This window comes from Micromonospora wenchangensis (assembly GCF_002210435.1).
Taxonomy (GTDB): domain Bacteria; phylum Actinomycetota; class Actinomycetes; order Mycobacteriales; family Micromonosporaceae; genus Micromonospora; species Micromonospora wenchangensis.
This window is the reverse complement of record NZ_MZMV01000035.1, coordinates 60,515-77,038: the sequence shown is the minus strand read 5'-3', so window position 1 is coordinate 77,038 and position 16,524 is coordinate 60,515. Positions and strand designations below refer to the sequence as shown.

General features: G+C 74.1%; 12 protein-coding genes. 6 read left to right on the top strand and 6 right to left on the bottom strand.

The annotated features are described in order from the left end of the window. Positions 1–180: 180 nt before the first annotated feature. Entirely contained in the window at positions 181–1,377 is a 1,197-nt protein-coding gene (locus B5D80_RS20370) for a hypothetical protein (protein ID WP_088645496.1), read from the bottom strand. A 422-nt stretch (positions 1,378–1,799) separates the two neighbouring features. On the opposite strand from B5D80_RS20370, the gene B5D80_RS20365 reads away from it, so the two are divergent. Next, entirely contained in the window at positions 1,800–3,596 is a 1,797-nt protein-coding gene (locus B5D80_RS20365) for a glycosyltransferase family protein (protein WP_088645505.1), read from the top strand. A 59-nt stretch (positions 3,597–3,655) separates the two neighbouring features. On the opposite strand, the gene B5D80_RS20360 is transcribed toward B5D80_RS20365, so the two are convergent. After that, positions 3,656–5,428 carry a hypothetical protein gene (locus B5D80_RS20360; protein WP_425437221.1) on the bottom strand — a complete coding sequence of 591 codons (1,773 nt, stop codon included), beginning with the start codon at positions 5,426–5,428 and terminating at the stop codon, positions 3,656–3,658. Positions 5,429–5,665: 237 nt separating this feature from the next. Between B5D80_RS20360 and B5D80_RS33000 the strand changes: the two genes are divergently transcribed. The 5 genes from B5D80_RS33000 (at position 5,666) to B5D80_RS20340 (ending at position 10,757) form a co-directional block, all read left to right on the top strand. Further along, on the top strand, positions 5,666–6,952 hold the full coding sequence (locus tag B5D80_RS33000) for an outer membrane protein assembly factor BamB family protein (protein WP_144081722.1): 1,287 nt from the start codon (positions 5,666–5,668) through the stop codon (positions 6,950–6,952). Then, positions 6,949–8,223 (top strand): outer membrane protein assembly factor BamB family protein, encoded by a 1,275-nt coding sequence (locus B5D80_RS20355; protein WP_158224223.1) that lies wholly within the window; start codon positions 6,949–6,951, stop codon positions 8,221–8,223. The genes B5D80_RS33000 and B5D80_RS20355 overlap by 4 nt, the downstream gene beginning before the upstream one ends. A gap of 79 nt (positions 8,224–8,302) precedes the next feature. Then, positions 8,303–8,965 (top strand): response regulator transcription factor, encoded by a 663-nt coding sequence (locus tag B5D80_RS20350; protein ID WP_088645493.1) that lies wholly within the window; start codon positions 8,303–8,305, stop codon positions 8,963–8,965. 88 nt (positions 8,966–9,053) lie between these two features. Beyond that, positions 9,054–10,205, top strand: coding sequence for a sensor histidine kinase (locus B5D80_RS20345; protein WP_245854810.1), 1,152 nt, complete (start codon positions 9,054–9,056; stop codon positions 10,203–10,205). A gap of 165 nt (positions 10,206–10,370) precedes the next feature. Beyond that, a complete protein-coding gene (locus B5D80_RS20340) occupies positions 10,371–10,757 on the top strand; it encodes a VOC family protein (protein ID WP_088645492.1) in 387 nt (128 codons plus the stop codon). A gap of 113 nt (positions 10,758–10,870) precedes the next feature. Here B5D80_RS20340 and B5D80_RS20335 read toward each other — a convergent pair whose 3' ends face one another. The 4 genes from B5D80_RS20335 to B5D80_RS20320 all read right to left on the bottom strand — a co-directional run bounded on the left by B5D80_RS20335 (position 10,871) and on the right by B5D80_RS20320 (position 16,438). Beyond that, on the bottom strand, positions 10,871–11,605 hold the full coding sequence (locus tag B5D80_RS20335) for a hypothetical protein (protein ID WP_088645491.1): 735 nt from the start codon (positions 11,603–11,605) through the stop codon (positions 10,871–10,873). A gap of 166 nt (positions 11,606–11,771) precedes the next feature. Next, positions 11,772–13,010, bottom strand: coding sequence for a hypothetical protein (locus B5D80_RS20330; protein WP_088645490.1), 1,239 nt, complete (start codon positions 13,008–13,010; stop codon positions 11,772–11,774). Between the two features lie 168 nt (positions 13,011–13,178). Then, on the bottom strand, positions 13,179–15,245 hold the full coding sequence (locus tag B5D80_RS20325; protein WP_088645489.1) for a 3-hydroxyacyl-CoA dehydrogenase NAD-binding domain-containing protein: 2,067 nt from the start codon (positions 15,243–15,245) through the stop codon (positions 13,179–13,181). Continuing rightward, on the bottom strand, positions 15,242–16,438 hold the full coding sequence (locus tag B5D80_RS20320) for a thiolase family protein (RefSeq protein WP_088645488.1): 1,197 nt from the start codon (positions 16,436–16,438) through the stop codon (positions 15,242–15,244). The genes B5D80_RS20325 and B5D80_RS20320 overlap by 4 nt, the downstream gene beginning before the upstream one ends. Positions 16,439–16,524 lie beyond the last annotated feature (86 nt).

Below are 16,524 nucleotides of genomic sequence, written 5' to 3'. Positions count from 1 at the left end.
CCGCCCCCGCGCCGTCTCTCCCCGGTTCCCGCCCCCGCCCGCCCGTCGCCGCTGACCCCGGTGATCAAGAGGTTTGCGTCACCGGCGGCGTTGACCGTGACGCAAACCTCTTGATCACCGGGGCGAGCCGGGGTGGGGCGGGGGTGGGCCGGGGCGGGGAGGCGGCGGGGTGGGGTGGGGTCAGCGGCCGCCGGCGGAGCGGTAGTAGGTCTTCTCGGCGGTGGCCAGGCTGAAGGTCTGCCGGGAGGCGGGCATCGGGACGACCACCAGGCCGGGACGTTCCACCAGGCGGGGGGTGCCGGGGGGCACCGACAGGGAGGCGTCACGGTTGCCCCGCCAGGTCAGCACCACCAGCGGCTGCCCCGGCACCGGCAGCACGTACGTCTGCAACGGGTTGGACCGGTCGGCGGGGGAGACCACGGGCGTGCCGTCGCCTGCCGGACGGTAGACCACCGCGGTCATCGTCCCCGCGTCCGTCTCCCAGGTGAGCTGCTCCAGGTCGCCGGGGTCGTTCCCGCCGCCAAGCGTCATCTCGCCGATGGCCCGGACGGCCAGCTTCTCCATCGGCCACGACTCGGGCACCGACCGGGGCGCGTCCCGGTCGCCGATGCGGCGCGGGATGCTCCCGAACGGCCCCTGCTCGTCGGCCAGCACGCAGGTGTCCAACCCGTCGAGGGCCCGCCTGCCGGAGCCGGTGTCGTCGCGGACCAGGGGGTACCTCGGGTCGACGGTGGCGACGCCCAGGTCGAGCAGGCGGTCGGCGGCCCGCCCCCGGGGCAGCGACTCGGTGGCCCGCAGGGTCGCCGTCACCGGCACCGCCCGGCAGTCGGGCACCTTCACCGCGCCGGTCAGCCCGTCGGTCAGCATCAGCGCCCGGCCGTCCGGGCCGAGCAGCCGCTCCACCCGGCCGGAGGTCAGGTAGCGCCGGCCGTCCGGCAGGCGCAGCGGGAGGACGTCGGCATAGACCAGGTAACCCGGGTCGGTGTACTCGCTGGCGCGGGTCACCTCGTACCGTCCGTCACGCCCGGTGAGCTGGAGCAGCCAGGAGGCGCTCTCCCCGGGGACGTCGGCGGCGACCAGGGCCAGCGGCACGCCGTCGACCGCACCCGACCAGAGGATCCCCGACGACGGCAGGTGGACCCGGTCGTCGACCGGTGAACGCCAGGCGCGGACCGCCTCGGTCACCGCCGCCGTCGCCGCGGCGTCCCCGGCGAGCGCGCCGCGCGGCGGCCACACCGCGCGGGTGCCGTCCAGACTGTCGTAGCCGACCCGCAGCTCGTGGACCTGACGCCCGGCGACCGGACCGCATGCCGGGGCCACGAGCAGCGCGGCGAGCAGCGCGGCCACCGTCGTGCCGCGACGGCGAACCGAAGCCATCCCTACGCCCCCGATCGCGTCGCCGTCGTTGTCGGAAGCCCACATGGTACGCAACGCCCGGTGACGCCCCGCAACCGTGTCCCGATGACCACAAGGGACACCACAGTGAATTTCGGGCTTTTTCCCGGCTCCGGTAGACTCCGCCGACTGTGACGTCTGCCGAGCCCCGTGGCGCCTCCGCACCGGCCCCCGACGACTCCGGGGGCTCCGCCCGCGGCACGACGGCCACCGCGACCGCGCCCCCACCCGTGACCCGTGCCACCCCTGCCGACCTGCGCCTCACCGACGCGCCGGCACCCGTCGACCGGACGGTCGAGGCATCGCCGGTCGACGCGCCACCGGTGGGGACGGCACCCGCCGGGGCGGCCGACGGGTCGGGGGTCGACGGCGACGGCGCGGCGGCGGTGGTCGTACCGGAGCGGATGGTTGCGGACACGGACGGTGACGGCGCGACGCCGGCCGCGTGGTGGCGGCGCTGGCGCTGGACCGCCCGCCGCAAGGACCTGGTGGTGTACGGCATCTTCCTGCTCGTCGCGCTCTGGGTGACCAGCCGGATCTGGGCCGACCCGGCCGGCCGGGTGGCCTCGCTCTACAGCAGCGACCCGGCGCAGGTGCAGTTCTTCCTCGCCCACTCGGTGCGGGTGGTGCTGCACGGGGAGTTCCCGTTCTACACCGACCAGTTCAACTTCCCCGACGGCGTCAACCTGATGGCCAACACGGCGGTGCTGGCGCTGGGCATCCCGATGGTCCCGGTCACCCTGCTGTTCGGGCCGGCGGTGTCCTTCGTGGTGCTGGTCACCCTGGGCCTGGCCGGCACCGCCGCCGCCTGGTACCACGTGCTGTCCCGGCACCTCGTGCGGCGGCGGCTCGCCGCGGCGGTCGGCGGCTGGTTCTGCGGGTTCTCCCCGGCGATGCTCTCGCACGCCAACTGGCACCCCAACATCATCAGCCAGTTCCTGCTGCCGTTCATCGTGTGGCGGGTGATGGTGCTGACCCGCTCCACCCGGCCGGTGCGTGACGGGCTGCTGCTCGCCGTGCTGGTCACCGGGCAGGCGTTCATCAACGAGGAGATCCTGCTCTTCACCGCCCTGGCCTGCGGCATCTTCCTGATCGCCATGGTGGCCCAGCGGCCGGCGCTCTGGTCGGCGGCGTGGCGGCCCCTGGCCACCGGGCTGGCCGCGTGCGCGGTGCTCGCCGGGGCGCTGCTGGCGTACCCGCTCTACATCCAGTTCGCCGGACCGATGGCGTACCACGGGCTCAGCGACGCGGTGCAGGACTACGGCAACGACATCGCCGCCTTCTTCGCCCCCGGCTCGCCGACCTTCGGCGGCAACGAACGGGCCAACGTCAACCTGGCCCCGAACTACTCCGAGGAGAACGCCTTCTTCGGCTGGAGCCTGTCGCTGATCGCCGTCGGCATCGTGCTCTGGCTGCGCCGCGAACGCCTCGTCCGGGCACTCGCCGTCACCGGCGCGTTCTTCGCGCTGCTCTCCCTCGGCGAGCGGATCTCCTGGTGGGGGCGGGACCTGGTCACCGGGCCGTGGGAGCTGCTGGTGCGGCTGCCCCTGCTGGACGCGGTGGTGCCCACCCGGTTCGCCCTGATCACCTCAGTGGTGATCGGCATGCTGCTGGCGCTGGCGGTGCAGCGGGCCTGGACGCTGCGCGGCGCGCAGTGGCAGCACGCCAAGACCGTCACGGTGGCCGCCCTGGTGCTGGCGCTGCTGCCGATCGTGCCGATGCCGCTGAAGGTGACCTCCCGCCCGCCGGTGCCGGACTTCATCACCGCCGACCGCTGGCGCGAGTACGTCGGCCCCGGGCAGACCCTGGTGCCGGTGCCCGTGCCCAGCATGGGCAACACCCACGGGATGCGCTGGGCGGCGGCCACCAACCTGGACTTCAAGATCCCGGGTGGCTACTTCCTCGCCCCGCGCAACGGCAACACCGGCGACCCGGGCCGGTTCGGCGGGCGGCCCAGCGGCATCGGGCAGCTCCTCGACGAGGTCGCCACCACCGGCCGGACCACCAAACTGGACGACCGGCAGCGCCGCCGCAGCCTGGACGAGCTGCGGCACTGGAACGCCGCGGTGCTGGTGCTGCCGCTGCGCCAGCACAACGCGGAGCCGCTGCGCCGGACCGTCGAGCAGTTGGTCGGCCCCGCCCGCCGGGAACTCGACGTGTGGGTGTGGGACGTCCGGCCGTTGTCCGCCCGCACCGCCTGATCCTTCGACCGGCCGGACCGATGGTCCGGCCGGTCGTGCCGTCCGCCGGGCCGGGCGGGTCAGTCGACCAGGGGGCGGACGTCCCAGAGCCAGACGTCGTCGACCCGCTGCGCCGGGCCGAGCAGGCCGGTCATCAGGTCCCGCAGCACCGCCTCGCGCGGATGGGCCCCCAGCACCACCACCGACGCCCGCCAGAACCGCAGGTCCTCCACCGCCTGCCGGCGGTTCTCCGCGGTCAGCGCGGGCACCGTGCCGGCGTCGATGGTGGCGTAGATCAGGGTGCTGGTCGGCCGGTTCGGCGCGCCGAAGACGCCCTCGCCCAGCTCGTTGGGGCCGATGAAGTAGCCGCCCGGCACCGGGAACTCGTGCCCGGTCAGCGCGCTCCAACGCAGCGTGGACAGGCCGTGCACGTTGCTCGGGATCGGCACCGGGACCAGGGTGCGCCCGTCCGGCACGTACGGCCGCCAGCCGCCGGCGGTGATGAAGTGCGGCGGCAGGTCGATGTGCTGCGCGGGCAGCGGACGGGGGAACAGCGGCAGCACCGCCAGCGCGATCGCCGCGTACCCGACCGGCCGGACCCACCGGCGACGGGCCGGCGCGGCCTTCCCGGCGCTGTCGGCGGTGGTGTCGTCGGCGGCGGCGCGCGGCGCCGGCACCCGGGGGCGGCCGTGGCCGCCCACCGCGTCCCAGGCCAGCGCGAGCAGGACGCCGACCGCACCGGTCACCACCAGGGTCAGCCGGGTCGGCATCATCATCTCGACCAGCGGCAGGTCGTCCGGGATGTACGCCCACGGGCCGTCCACGGTGGTCTCCACCCCGTCGAACCGCACCTTGGGGCCGATCGCCGCGACGGTGAAGACCACCACCAGCACCCCGGCGATCCGGGCGGCCAGCGACCGCCGCCAGAGCAGCACCAGGGCGGCCAGCGCGACCAGCACCAGCGGCCAGCCGAACCAGGTGTTCTGCTCGGTCAGGCCGATGGTCTTCTCGACCGCCTCGTCTCCGGCCACCGTGTCCCGGGCGAAGGTGACGAAGGCCATCAGGTCCTCGCCCCAGTTGTGGAACACCCCGCCCTGCAGGCCCCGGTAGGACTGCGGCCCGTTGAACTGGTACCAGATCGGGTACGCGGTGAGCAGCAGCGCCAGCCCGCCGCCGACCCCGAGCGCGGCCAGGAAACCGCCGGCCCGCGCGCGGGCCTCGCGGGGCCGCTGCACCACGTACGCGACCACCGCCACCAGGCAGGCCAGCGCGGTCAGCAGCAGCATCTCCTCGTTGATGAAGACCTGGTACGCCACCAGTAGGCCCAGCACCAGCCCGTCGCGCCGCCACCGGCCGGGCCGGCCCAGCAGCAGCACCCGGGTCACGATCAGCGGCAGCAGGAAGTTGGAGACGAAGTTGGGCTGCCCGTTGGCGTGGTGCACGATGCCCGGGGCGAAACCGAGGAACGCGCCGCCGACGAACGCGCCGGCCCGCGAGCGCACCAGGTGCCGGGAGAGCATCCAGTACGAGGTGGCCGCCGTCGCGGCGAGCGCCCCGCCCAGGTAGAGCGCGTACGTCACCTGCGGGCCGAACAGCAGTGTGACCGGGGCCAGCGGGATGGTCATGCCCAGCAGCGAGGTGTTCGCCATCATGTTCACCCCGTCCGGGGCGTTCTGCCGGGCGCTGAACAGCGGGTTCTCCAGGTGCCGCACGGAGTACGCGCCGTGGGTGAACAACCACTCGAACCAGCTGTGGTCGGTCGGCAGGTGGGACGACACCCGGTGCTGCACGTCCACCCAGTAGTTCAGGCACACGAGAACACCGATCAGCGCATAGGCTCCGATGGCGAGCACGTCGGCCCGGCCCGGCCGTCGGCGGGGCCGCCGGGGCGGGTCTGTCGCGTCGGGCCCGGTCGCGTCGGGTTCGACCGCGTCGCGCGCGGACGTCGGGTTCAACGAGGGATCTACCACCGGCACGGCCACGACGGGCCATCGTACAGGCGACGGCCGGTCGCTCCGGTGGCCCGGTGTGTGGCGCTCCGCGTCGCCGGCGGGCGGTCGGCGGGGCGTGGCGGTGGAAAGAGGGTGCGCGTGACGGTCATCGATCTGGGTGAACTCCGCGACGATCCGCTGCCGCCGCCGTCCGGTCCCGCGCCCCGGGCCGTCGGCCGGCCGCTGCGGCTGGCGGTGGTGCTGGCGCTCACCCTGCTGGCGTCGACCGCCGCCGCGCCGGTGGCACAGCGGGTGGCGGCCGTGGTCCCCGCCCCGCTCGGCACGGTGGCGCTGCTCCACGACGGGGAGGTCTTCCTGCTCGAACCCAGCGGCACCGCCGCCGCTCCCGGCTGGTTGAGTGCCTGGACCGTCCCCACCTCCGCCGGGGCACGGCCGGTACGCCGGTGGCAGATGCCGGTGCCGGTGGTCAGCGGTTCCGCGCAGTTGCGCCGGCACGCCGACCTGCTGCTGCTCACCGGCTCCTCCGGCCGGCTGGACGGGGAGTACCGGACGTTCGCCCACGACCGGGACACCGGCCGGGTGCGGTGGCAGCGGACCGGGTCGGGTCGGCCCGCCGGCCCCGACCTGCTCTTCGAGGACGGCGCGGACGGGCGAATGACGATCAACTCCGTCGATCCGAGCAGCGGGCGGGACCGTTGGTCAGTGCCGGTTCCGGCGGGGATGGTCCTGTTCAGCTCCGCGGCCGACGGGGTGGACCGGATCGTGACGGTGCGCCCGGACGGCCCGGCCGAGGTCTGGGACGCCCGGCGCGGGGTACGCCTGCACACCGCACCGCTCGACCACGAGGGAACGCCGTCGAACACCGGGTTCGACGTCGTCGGTGACCTGCTGCTCGCCTTCGCGGGGAACTCCGGCCGGCTCACCGGGTTCGGCCTCGACGGGCTGGACCGCCGATGGGAGGTGCCGTTGACGACGCCGGTGTTCTTCGTCGCGTGCGGACCGTTGCTCTGCGTGCAGGGCGAGGCCGGCGGGGTGCGGGCGCTGGACCCCGCGACCGGCCGGACGGTGTGGCGCGACAACCGGTGGGAGCTGTCCGGGACCGAACGCGGCGGCCGGATGCTGGCGAGCGGCCTGGGCCGGGGCGTCTGGCACCCGCTGGTGGTGCTCGACGTAGCCTCCGGGCGGGTCGCCGCCGAACTGGACGTGTGGAACGTCGCCGCGTCGCGGAGCCCGGACGGGCCGGTGTTCGGGGTGCGCCCGGCCGGCGACGGCCGGATGCTGGTCGCCGAGCTGGACGTGGCCGCCGCGCGGGCCCGGGTGCGCGACGTGCTGCCGGCCGTCTCCGGCGACTGTCAGAGCGACGCGCAACTGCTGCTGTGCCGGCTGATGGACGGCAGGTTCGGGGTCTGGCGGGTGCCCCGGTGACGGTGATCGACCTGGGTGAGGTCGGGCACCACGACGAGCCGACGCCCCCGCCGGCACGCCGGCCCCGGGGCCGGCGGTCGGCCGGCCACCCGGCGGCCGTCGCCCTGACCGCGTTGCTCCTGCTGCTCACCCTGGCCGGCGCGGCACCCGGGCCGACCCGGTTGACCCCAGTGCCCGTGCCGGACGTGCCGGAGCCCAGCCACCTGATCGTCGGGGGCCTGCTGGTGCTCGCCTACCCGTCGGCGCTCTCACCGGCGGGCAGCCGGCAGCTCACCGCGATCGACCTGACCGACGGGCGGATCCGCTGGGAGACGTCGCTGTCGCCCCGGCACCAACTGGTGGTGCTGGAGGGGGTCGGCGACGACGTGGTGGTCACCACCGACCCCGGCGGCGAACCGGTCTCCATGGTGCTCGACCACGTCGACGGGCGGGCCCGGTGGCGGCAGCCCGGGGTGGCGGTGCCGACCGCCGACGGCGGGCTGCTGCTGGAGGACCTGCACGTCGACCGGGTGGCGGTACGCGGGGTCGAGCCGGCCACCGGCGCGGTCCGCTGGACGGTCACCGCCGGGGCGGCCACCGTCGATTACCGGCCGGGGGAGCGCGGCGTCGCGGAACTCGTCGTGGTGACCAGCGCCGGCCGGGCCGAGGCGTACGACGTCGACACCGGCGTACGTCGGCTCGCGTTCCCGGTGCCGCCCGCCCGCGGCGACCATCACCACGTGGCCCGACCGGTCGGTGACCTGCTGCTGGTCGACGGGGAACCGGGCCGCCTGGCCGCCTACGACCTGGCGTCCGGCCGGCGACGGTGGGACACGCCGGTGCCGACGCCGGACGGCTGGTCCGTCCGGTCCTGCGGCGACGCGGTCTGCCTGGGGGAGGCGTTCGGGACCCGGGTGCTCGATCCGGTGACCGGCCGGGTGCGCTGGACCTCCGACTGGTGGGCCCCGGTCGCGTCGGTCGCCGGCCGGATGGTCGGGGTCAGCGCCGACGGGCGGCAGGGGCTGGCCCTGCTGGACGCGGCGACCGGTCGGGCCGTGGCCGAGCTGGGCAGGTGGGAGTTGGTCCACCAGTGGCGGCCCACCGACGCGCTGCTGGTCGTCCGGCCGGTCGGCGGCGGCCGGCAGTTGCTGGCCGAGCTGGACCCGACCGACGGCTCGCTGCGGGTCCGCGACGTGCTACCCGGCCGGTGGCAGGCCTGCTGGCGGCGTCAGGGGGTGCTGGTCTGCTGGCGGCAACGCGACAGCATCGGCGTGTGGCGGATGCCCGACTGACGGTGCCGGGCGGCCCACCTGCGGCCGGGCGTTTGGCCGGCGGCGCTAGGTTGTCGGACAGGTCGGCGAGGAGGTCGGGATGCGGGTGCTGGTGGTCGAGGACGAACGGAACCTCGCCGACGCGATCGTGCGGGGGCTGCGTAAGCGGGGCATGGCGGTCGACGTGGCGTACGACGGTGACGCCGGTCACGAGGCCGCCTTCGTCACCCGGTACGACGTGGTGGTCCTCGACCGCGACCTGCCCGGCATGCACGGCGACCAGATCTGCGCCGAGCTGGCCGCCTCCGGCACCCTCACCCGGGTGCTGATGCTCACCGCCAGCGACAGCGTCGCCGACCGGGTGGAGGGGTTGGGTCTCGGCGCGGACGACTACCTGCCCAAGCCGTTCGCGTTCGACGAGTTGGTGGCCCGGGTGCAGGCGCTGGGCCGGCGGGCCACGCCGGCCGCCCCGCCGGTGCTCCAGGTGGGTGACGTGGTGCTCGACCCGGCCCGCCGGGTGGTCACCCGGGCGGGTGCCCCGGTCGACCTGACCAACAAGGAGTTCGGGGTGCTCAGCGAGCTGGTCAAGGCGCGCGGCGCGGTGGTCTCCAGCGAGGAGCTGCTGGAGCGGGTCTGGGACGCCAACACCGACCCGTTCACGACCATCGTCCGGGTGACCGTGCGGACCCTGCGCAAGAAGCTCGGCGACCCACCGTTGATCGAGACGGTGGTCGGTGCCGGCTACCGGACGGTCGGCTCATGAGCGCGGGGAGCGGGCCGGTGCGGCGAGCCCCGGGGTCGTGGCGCGGACCGGCGCGGTGGGGCGGCTGCGCGGGGCCCGGGGTGCGGTCGTGACCCGGCGGCTGCGGCCCACCCTGCGGTTACGGTTGACGCTGCTCAACGGGGTGCTGCTGGTCGGGGCCGGGGCGATCCTGGTGACGCTGGCCTGGTTGCTGGTGCGCGACGCGTTGCGGCCCACCGACGAGCTGCGGCCGGGCACCACCGTGCTGCTGGCCGACGGGCGTTCGCTGGACGCGGCGGTGTGGCAGCGGCAACTGGTCGACGCCGCCTCCGACGAGCTGCTGGTCAAGGGCCTGCTGGCGCTGCTGGCGATCAGCGTGGTCGGGGTGGCCGGGGCGTACTGGGTGGCCGGCCGGACGCTGCGCCCGCTGCACCAGGTCACCGCGACCGCGCGCCGGCTCGGCGAGACCACGCTCGACCAGCGAATCGGCTGGTCCGGGCCGGACGACGAGGTGGCCGAGCTGGCCCGGACCTTCGACGCGATGCTGGACCGGATCACCGCCGCCTTCGAGGCGCAGAAACGCTTCGTCGCCAACGCCTCGCACGAGCTGCGGACCCCGCTGGCGGTGATGCGTACCGAGATCGACGTGACGCTCAGCGACGACGAGGCGGATGCCGCCGAGTACCGTCGGATGGCCACCGTGGTCCGGGACGCGTCGGAACGCGCCAACGGCCTGGTGGACGCCCTGCTGGTGCTGGCCCGTAGCGAGGCCCAGACGGGTCGACGGCTGGCCCGGCGTACGGAGTGTGACCTGGCGACCGGCACCGCCAACGCGTTGTCCGCCATGTCCCGCGAGGTGGAGCGGATCGGGCTGCGGGTGCAGTCCTCGCTGCGACCGGCCCCGGTGACCGGCGACCCGGGTCTGCTGGACCGGCTGGCCGGGAACCTGATCGAGAACGCGGTGCGGTACAACCACCTGCACGGCCGGCTCTGGGTGCGTACCGGCACCGACGGACGCTCGTCCTGGCTGGTGGTGCGCAACACCGGGTTCGAGGTGGACCAGGCCGACGTGCCGGGGCTGTTCGAGCCGTTCCGCCGGGGCGGGCGGGAACGCACCGGGGCCCGGGGTTCCGGGCTGGGCCTGTCGATCGTCCGGGCGGTCTGCGACGCGCACGGCGGGACGGTCCAGGTCACCGCGCAGAAGGGCGGGGGCCTGGAGGTGACCGTCACGCTGCCCTCGGCCGACCAGACCCCGGGCTGAACCGGCTTGCCGGCCGGCGGAACGCCTGCAAAGATCGCTGCGTCGGCCCGGTCCGAGGAGAGGGGGTGCGGTAGATGTCCATCATGACCTGTCCCGCGCCCCGCCCTGCCCACCGCTGACACCGCACGTCACGGGGCGCGTTCCACTGCTGCGAAAGGCAGACCCGTGAGCGCACGGATCCACAACATCGGTATCGACTGTCACGACACGTACGCCCTGGCCGGCTTCTGGGCGCAGGTCTTCGAGTGCCCCCGCCAGCCCGACGACCACCCCGGTGACCCGGAGGCGATGCTGCTGCCGCCGGGCGGGCCGGAGGTGCTCTTCCTGGCCGTGCCGGAGGGCAAGTCGGTGAAGAACCGCCTGCACCTCGATCTGGAGCCGGTCGACCGGACCCGGGACGAGGAGGTCGCGCGGCTGCTGGCCGTCGGTGCCGTCCAGGTCGACGACCGGCGGCGGCCCGACGGCACCGGCTGGGTGGTGCTGGCCGACCCGGAGGGCAACGAGTTCTGCGTGCTGCGCAGCGCCGCCGAGCGGGCCGCCAGCACCGGCTGACCGTCGGTCCGGCTGACCGTCGGCCTGGCTGAGCTGCCGGCGGGTCGGCCCGGACGCCGACGGGCCCCGCCCACCGTGTGGTGGACGGGGCCCGTCGGGGCGACCGGGTGGGGTCAGCCCTTCTTCTCGATCTGCCCGCGCATGGTGACGAACTCGGACTTCAGCTCGGCGGCCGACTTGTAGTACTGGACGATGAGGCCCACGCTGCCCCGGTCGGCCCAGATGCAGACGCCCAGCGGAACGCCCTCGCTCTTGCCGTCGCCGCACTTGGCGTCGCCACCGAGCGGGCCGGCGTCGACGGCCGCCATGTTGGTGACGTTGAGCTGGCTGGAGATGCCGGTGACGGCGTCGTCGAGTTCCTTCTTGGGGTCGACCATCACACCGGACGCGGCGGCGATCATCAGCAGGTCCCGCTTGGCCGGGTCACCGTAGAAGGCACCTGCGGTGCTCGTCTCGTTCTGCACGGACTTCTTCATCTCGGTGACCAGGCTGTCGGCGACCGCCTTCAGGCCCGGCTCGGTGACCTGCGGGCGGCCGGCCAGGGTGGCGGGGGCGGACACGGTCGTGTTGGCGGCGTCCACCGCCTCCTTGACGTCGTCCTTGAGGGCGAAGGCGGCGATCGCCGCGCCGCCGAGGCAGAGCACCAGCAGCACGGCCAGCACGATCAGCACGATCTTGCCGACGGACCGCTTCTTCGCCGGCGCGGGCGGGGCGGCGTACGGGGTGGCCCCGACGCCGTCCGGCTGCTGCGGGAAGCCGCCCTGCGGTGCCGGCGGCGGCGGGTAGCCGCCCTGCGGCGCGTCGCCGTCCGGCTGGTGGGCGGGAGGGGTGGTCGGGGGCTGGGACATCAGATCGGCTCCAGAGATCGTTTGTTGAGGCCGGGTGATCTTAGCCAGCCCGACCGACATCCCTCGCCGCCGACCGGTCCGCCCGAGGTCACCGCCGCGCATGGGGCGCGGACAGCCGCGGGGGCGGCCACGGGGTCCGGTGGACCCGTGACCGCCCCCTGGCGGATCAGTCCCGCTTCTCGATCTCACCCCGGATGGCGACGAACTCGGACTTCGCCTTGGCCGCCGAGGAGAAGTACATGACGATCATGCCGACGCTGCCGTGGTCGGCCCACACGCAGACGCCGAGCGCGATGCCGGACGCCTTGCCGTCACCGCACTTCGCGACCCCGCCCAGCGGACCCGGGTCGATGGTGGACATCTTGGTGACCGCAAGCGAACTGCCCAGTCCCTTGACCGCGTCGTCCAGCTCCTGCTCGGGGAGGATGACCGGGCCGGACGCACCGGCCATCATCACCATGTTCTTGCTGGCCGCGCTGCCGTAGAACGCGCTCACCGCGCCCGTCTCGTTGCGCACCTCGGACTTCATGTCGCGGACCATCTGGTCGGCGATCCGGCGCAGCTCCGGGTCGGTGCTCTTGGACCGGCCACCGAGGGTCGACGGCGTCACCAGCCGGATCGGACCCGGGTCGTCGGCGCTCTCGGAGGGGGTCGGGTCGGGGGTCGGGCTGTCGGTCTCGTCGGGGGTGGGGCTCGGGGTGGGCGACGTGACCGCGGTGGGCGTCGGCGACGGGGTCGGCGTCTTCGGGTCGTCGTCGTCGCTCAGGGCGACCCAGGTGAGGCCGCCGCCGCCGAGGCAGAGCACCAGGAGCCCGGCAAGCCCCAGCGACAGCAGCAGCGGCAGCTTCGACTGCTGGGGTGCGGGGCCGGGCGGGGAGCTGAACGGCGCGCCGCCGAAGCCGGCGTACTGCTGCGCGGCGGGGTCGGGGTAGCCGCCCGACGCGGCGGCACCCGGGTAGCCCGGCTGCTGGCCGGGGTAGCCGGGCTGCGGGGAGCCGGGATAGCCGGACGGGGCCGCGCCCGGGTAGCCGGGCTGCGGGGCCGCCGGGTAGCCGGGCTGCGCAGCGCCGGGGTAGCCGGACGGCGGGGTGGCGGGGTAGCCCGACGGTGGGGTCGCGGGCGGGCCGGAGTGCGGGGCGCCCGGGTAGCCGCCCTGCGCCGGGTCGGACTGCGGCCAGCCGCCGTACTGCGGGCCGGGGTAGCCGTCGGCCGGCGGGCCCGACTGCGGATCGGCCGGCCATCCGCCGGGCTGCGATCCCGCCGGGTACGGCGTGGTGGGCCAGCCGCCACCCTGCGGCGGGGTGTGCGGGCCCTCGGGCGGCACCGGAGGGCCGTCGGAGTAGTGACCGGTGGGCGAGCCGTGCTCCGGCTGCCCGGACCAGGGATCGACCGGCGGTGAGGTCATCAGATCAGCTCCAGGCGAGGGTGAGAACGCGTGATGGTAGCCAGACGGTGCCCGGCCGCGCAGCCCCCCGAGTCTGACGAGGGTACGCAAACGACGATCGCGGTGGCCACGATATCCCGGGGGGAGGACATCGGCGGCCACCGCGATCGGCGGGGGAGCGGGGATGGTTCAGGCGCGCAGGCTGGCGACCCCACGCGGCAGGAAACGCCGTCCGGTGACCCGCTCGGAGGTGCCGGTCCGGTCCAGGTACGGGGTGATCCCGCCCAGGTGGAACGGCCAACCGGCACCGAGGATCATGCACAGGTCGATGTCCTGCGCCTCGGCGACGACACCCTCGTCGAGCATCAGCCGGATCTCCTGGGCCAGCGCGTCGAGGGCGTTCTGCCGGACCTGCTCGGCGGTGAGCGGCTGGTCCCCGACGACGAGCAGCTTGGCCACCTCGTCGTTGATCCGGTCTTCGACGACGATCGGCTGACCCGAGTCGGCGATCCGACGGAGATTCTCGCTGACGCCGAACCGGTCCGGGTACGCCTCGTGCAGGGTGCCGCCCACGTGGTACGCCACGGCCGGCCCGACGAGCTGGAGCAGGGCGAGCGGGCGCATCGGCAGCCCCAGCGGGTCCAGCGCGCTGTCCGCGACGTCGATCGGGGTGCCCGCGTCGACGGCGGCGAACACGGTGCCCAGGAAGCGGGTGAGCAGCCGGTTGACCACGAACGCCGGGGCGTCGGAGACCAGCACCGAGGACTTCTTCAACTGCTTGCCCACGGCGAACGCGGTGGCCAGGGTGGCGTCGTCGGTCCGCTCGCCCCGGACGATCTCCAGCAGCGGCAGCACCGCCACCGGGTTGAAGAAGTGGAAGCCGACCAGCCGCTGCGGGTGCTCCAGCTCGGCGGCCATCGCGGTGATCGACAGCGAGGAGGTGTTGGTGGCGAGCACCGCCTCCGGCGAGACGATCTTCTCCAGCTCGGCCCAGACCTGCTTCTTGACGTCCAGGTCCTCGAAGACGGCCTCGATGACGAAGTCGGCGTCGGCGAAGACGGACTTGTCGACCGAGCCCGAGACCAGGCCGTACAGCTTGGCGGCGGTGCCCTTGTCCATCCGGCCCTTGCTGACGGCCTTCTCGATCTGGGTGTGCACGTAGCCGACGCCCTTGTCGACCCGGGACTGGTCCAGGTCGGTCAGCACGACCGGCACCTGGAGGCGGCGGGCGAACAGCAGGGCGAGCTGGCTGGCCATCAGGCCGGCCCCGACGATGCCGACCTTGGTGACCGGCCGGGCCAGGCCCTTGTCCGGCGCGCCGGCCGGCCGCTTGGCCCGCCGCTGCACCAGGTCGAAGGCGTACAGGCCGCTGCGCAGCTCCTCCGAGAAGATCAGGTCGGCCAGCGCCTCGTCCTCGGCGGCGGTGCCGGTGGCGAAGTCGGCGTCCTTCGCCGTCTCCAGCAGGTCAAGCGCCTTGTACGCGGCCGGGACCGCGCCGTGCAGCCGCGCGTCGAGGGTCTGCCGGGCGAAGTAGAGCACGCCCGCCCACATGTCCTTGTCGATCTCGGGCCGGGTGACGGTGACCTCGCCCCGGACCACCCCGGCCGCCCACTGCAGGGACCGCTCCAGGAAGTCGGCCGGCTCCAGCAGCACGTCCGCGATGCCCATCTCGGCGGCCTGTTTCGGCTTGAGCATCCGGTTCTGCATCAGCGGGTTCTGCAGGATCACCTGGGTGGCGGCGGGGATGCCGATCAGGTTCGGCAGCAGTTGGGTGCCGCCCCAGCCGGGGACGAGGCCGAGCGACACCTCGGGCAGGGCCAGCGCCGCCGCGCCACCGGACAGCGTCCGGTAGTGGCAGTGCAGGGCCAGTTCCAGGCCGCCGCCCATCGCCGCGCCGTTGACGAAGGCGAAGGTGGGCACGGCGCTGTCCCTGAGCCGGGCGAAGACCCGGTGGCCGAGCCGGCCGATCTCCACCGCCTGCTCCCGGTCGGCCAGCGCGGGCAGGCTGGTGATGTCCGCGCCCACGCAGAAGACGTACGGCTTGCCGGTGACCGCGACGAACGCCGGCTCGGCGGCGAGCGCGGCGGTGATCGCCTCGTCCAGGCTGGCCAGCCCCCCCGGGCCGAAGGTGTTCGGCTTGGTGTGGTCGAAGCCGTTGTCCAGGGTGATCAGGGCGGCGGGCCGGTCCAGCCCGGGTACGTTCACCTGCCGCAGCAGCGCCCGGGTGACGACCTCGTTCGGTGCGCTGAGGCTCATTTGTCTGCACCCTCCCAGTTCGGGTTCTCCCAGATGACCGTGCCGCCCATGCCGATGCCGATGCACATGGCGGTGAGGCCGTAGCGCACCTCGGGGTGCTCGGCGAACTGCCGGGCGAGCTGCGTCATCAGCCGTACGCCGGAGGAGGCGAGCGGGTGACCGATGGCGATCGCGCCGCCCCACGGGTTGACCCGGGGGTCGTCGTCGGCGATGCCGAAGTGGTCGAGGAAGGCGAGCACCTGCACGGCGAACGCCTCGTTCAGCTCGAACAGGCCGATGTCGTCGATGCTCAGGCCGGCGATGCGCAGCGCCTTCTCGGTCGACGGGATCGGGCCGACGCCCATCACCTCGGGCTCGACGCCGACGTAGCCGTACGACACCAGCCGCATGGCGACCGGCAGGCCCAGCTCGCGGGCGGTGGCCTCGTCGGCGAGCAGGCTGGCGGTGGCGCCGTCGTTGAGGCCTGCCGCGTTGCCGGCGGTGACCTTGCCGTGCGGGCGGAACGGGGTCTTCAGGGTGGCCAGCTTTTCCAGCGAGGTCTCCCGGGGCGCCTCGTCGGCGGTGGCCAGGCCCCAGCCGCCCTCGTCGTCGCGGATCGCGACCGGCACCAGGTCGGCCTGGAGCTTGCCGTCGGCGTACGCCTTGGCGGTCTTGAGCTGCGAGGCGAGCGCGAACGCGTCGGTGCGCTCCTTGGTGATGTGCGGCACCCGGTCGTGCAGGTTCTCGGCGGTGGCCCCCATCACCAGGGCGGACGGGTCGACCAGCTTCTCGGCGACGATCCGTGGGTTGGGATCGACGCCTTCGCCCATCGGGTGCCGGCCCATGTGCTCGACGCCTCCGGCGATGGCGATGTCGTACGCGCCCATCGCGATGCCACCGGCGACGGCGGTGACGGCGGTCATCGCCCCGGCGCACATCCGGTCGACGGCGAAGCCGGGGACGGTCTTGGGCAGTCCGGACAGCAGGGCGGCGGTGCGGCCGATGGTGAGGCCCTGGTCGCCGATCTGGGTGGTGGCGGCGACGGCCACCTCCTCGACCCGCTCCGGGGGCAGCTGGGGGTTGCGGCGCAGCAGCTCGCGGATGCAGCGGATGACCAGGTCGTCGGCGCGGGTGTTGGCGTACATGCCACCCGCCTTGCCGAACGGGGTGCGGACACCGTCGACGAAGACGACATCCCGAACTTCTCGGGGCACTTGGAGCCTCCTTATCGACCACGACCCGGCCGACGCGCCGCGGGGGCGGCACGGGCCGGGTGAGGGTCGGCCGGCACTGGCGTTTC

Coding starts and splice junctions, on each gene's coding strand:
- B5D80_RS20330 (WP_088645490.1), bottom strand. CDS start 13,010: ATGACCTCACCGCCGGTCGATCCCTGGTCCGGGCAGCCGGAGCACGGC.
- B5D80_RS20335 (WP_088645491.1), bottom strand. CDS start 11,605: ATGTCCCAGCCCCCGACCACCCCTCCCGCCCACCAGCCGGACGGCGAC.
- B5D80_RS20325 (WP_088645489.1), bottom strand. CDS start 15,245: ATGAGCCTCAGCGCACCGAACGAGGTCGTCACCCGGGCGCTGCTGCGG.
- B5D80_RS20370 (WP_088645496.1), bottom strand. CDS start 1,377: ATGGCTTCGGTTCGCCGTCGCGGCACGACGGTGGCCGCGCTGCTCGCC.
- B5D80_RS20365 (WP_088645505.1), top strand. CDS start 1,800: ATGGTTGCGGACACGGACGGTGACGGCGCGACGCCGGCCGCGTGGTGG.
- B5D80_RS20350 (WP_088645493.1), top strand. CDS start 8,303: ATGCGGGTGCTGGTGGTCGAGGACGAACGGAACCTCGCCGACGCGATC.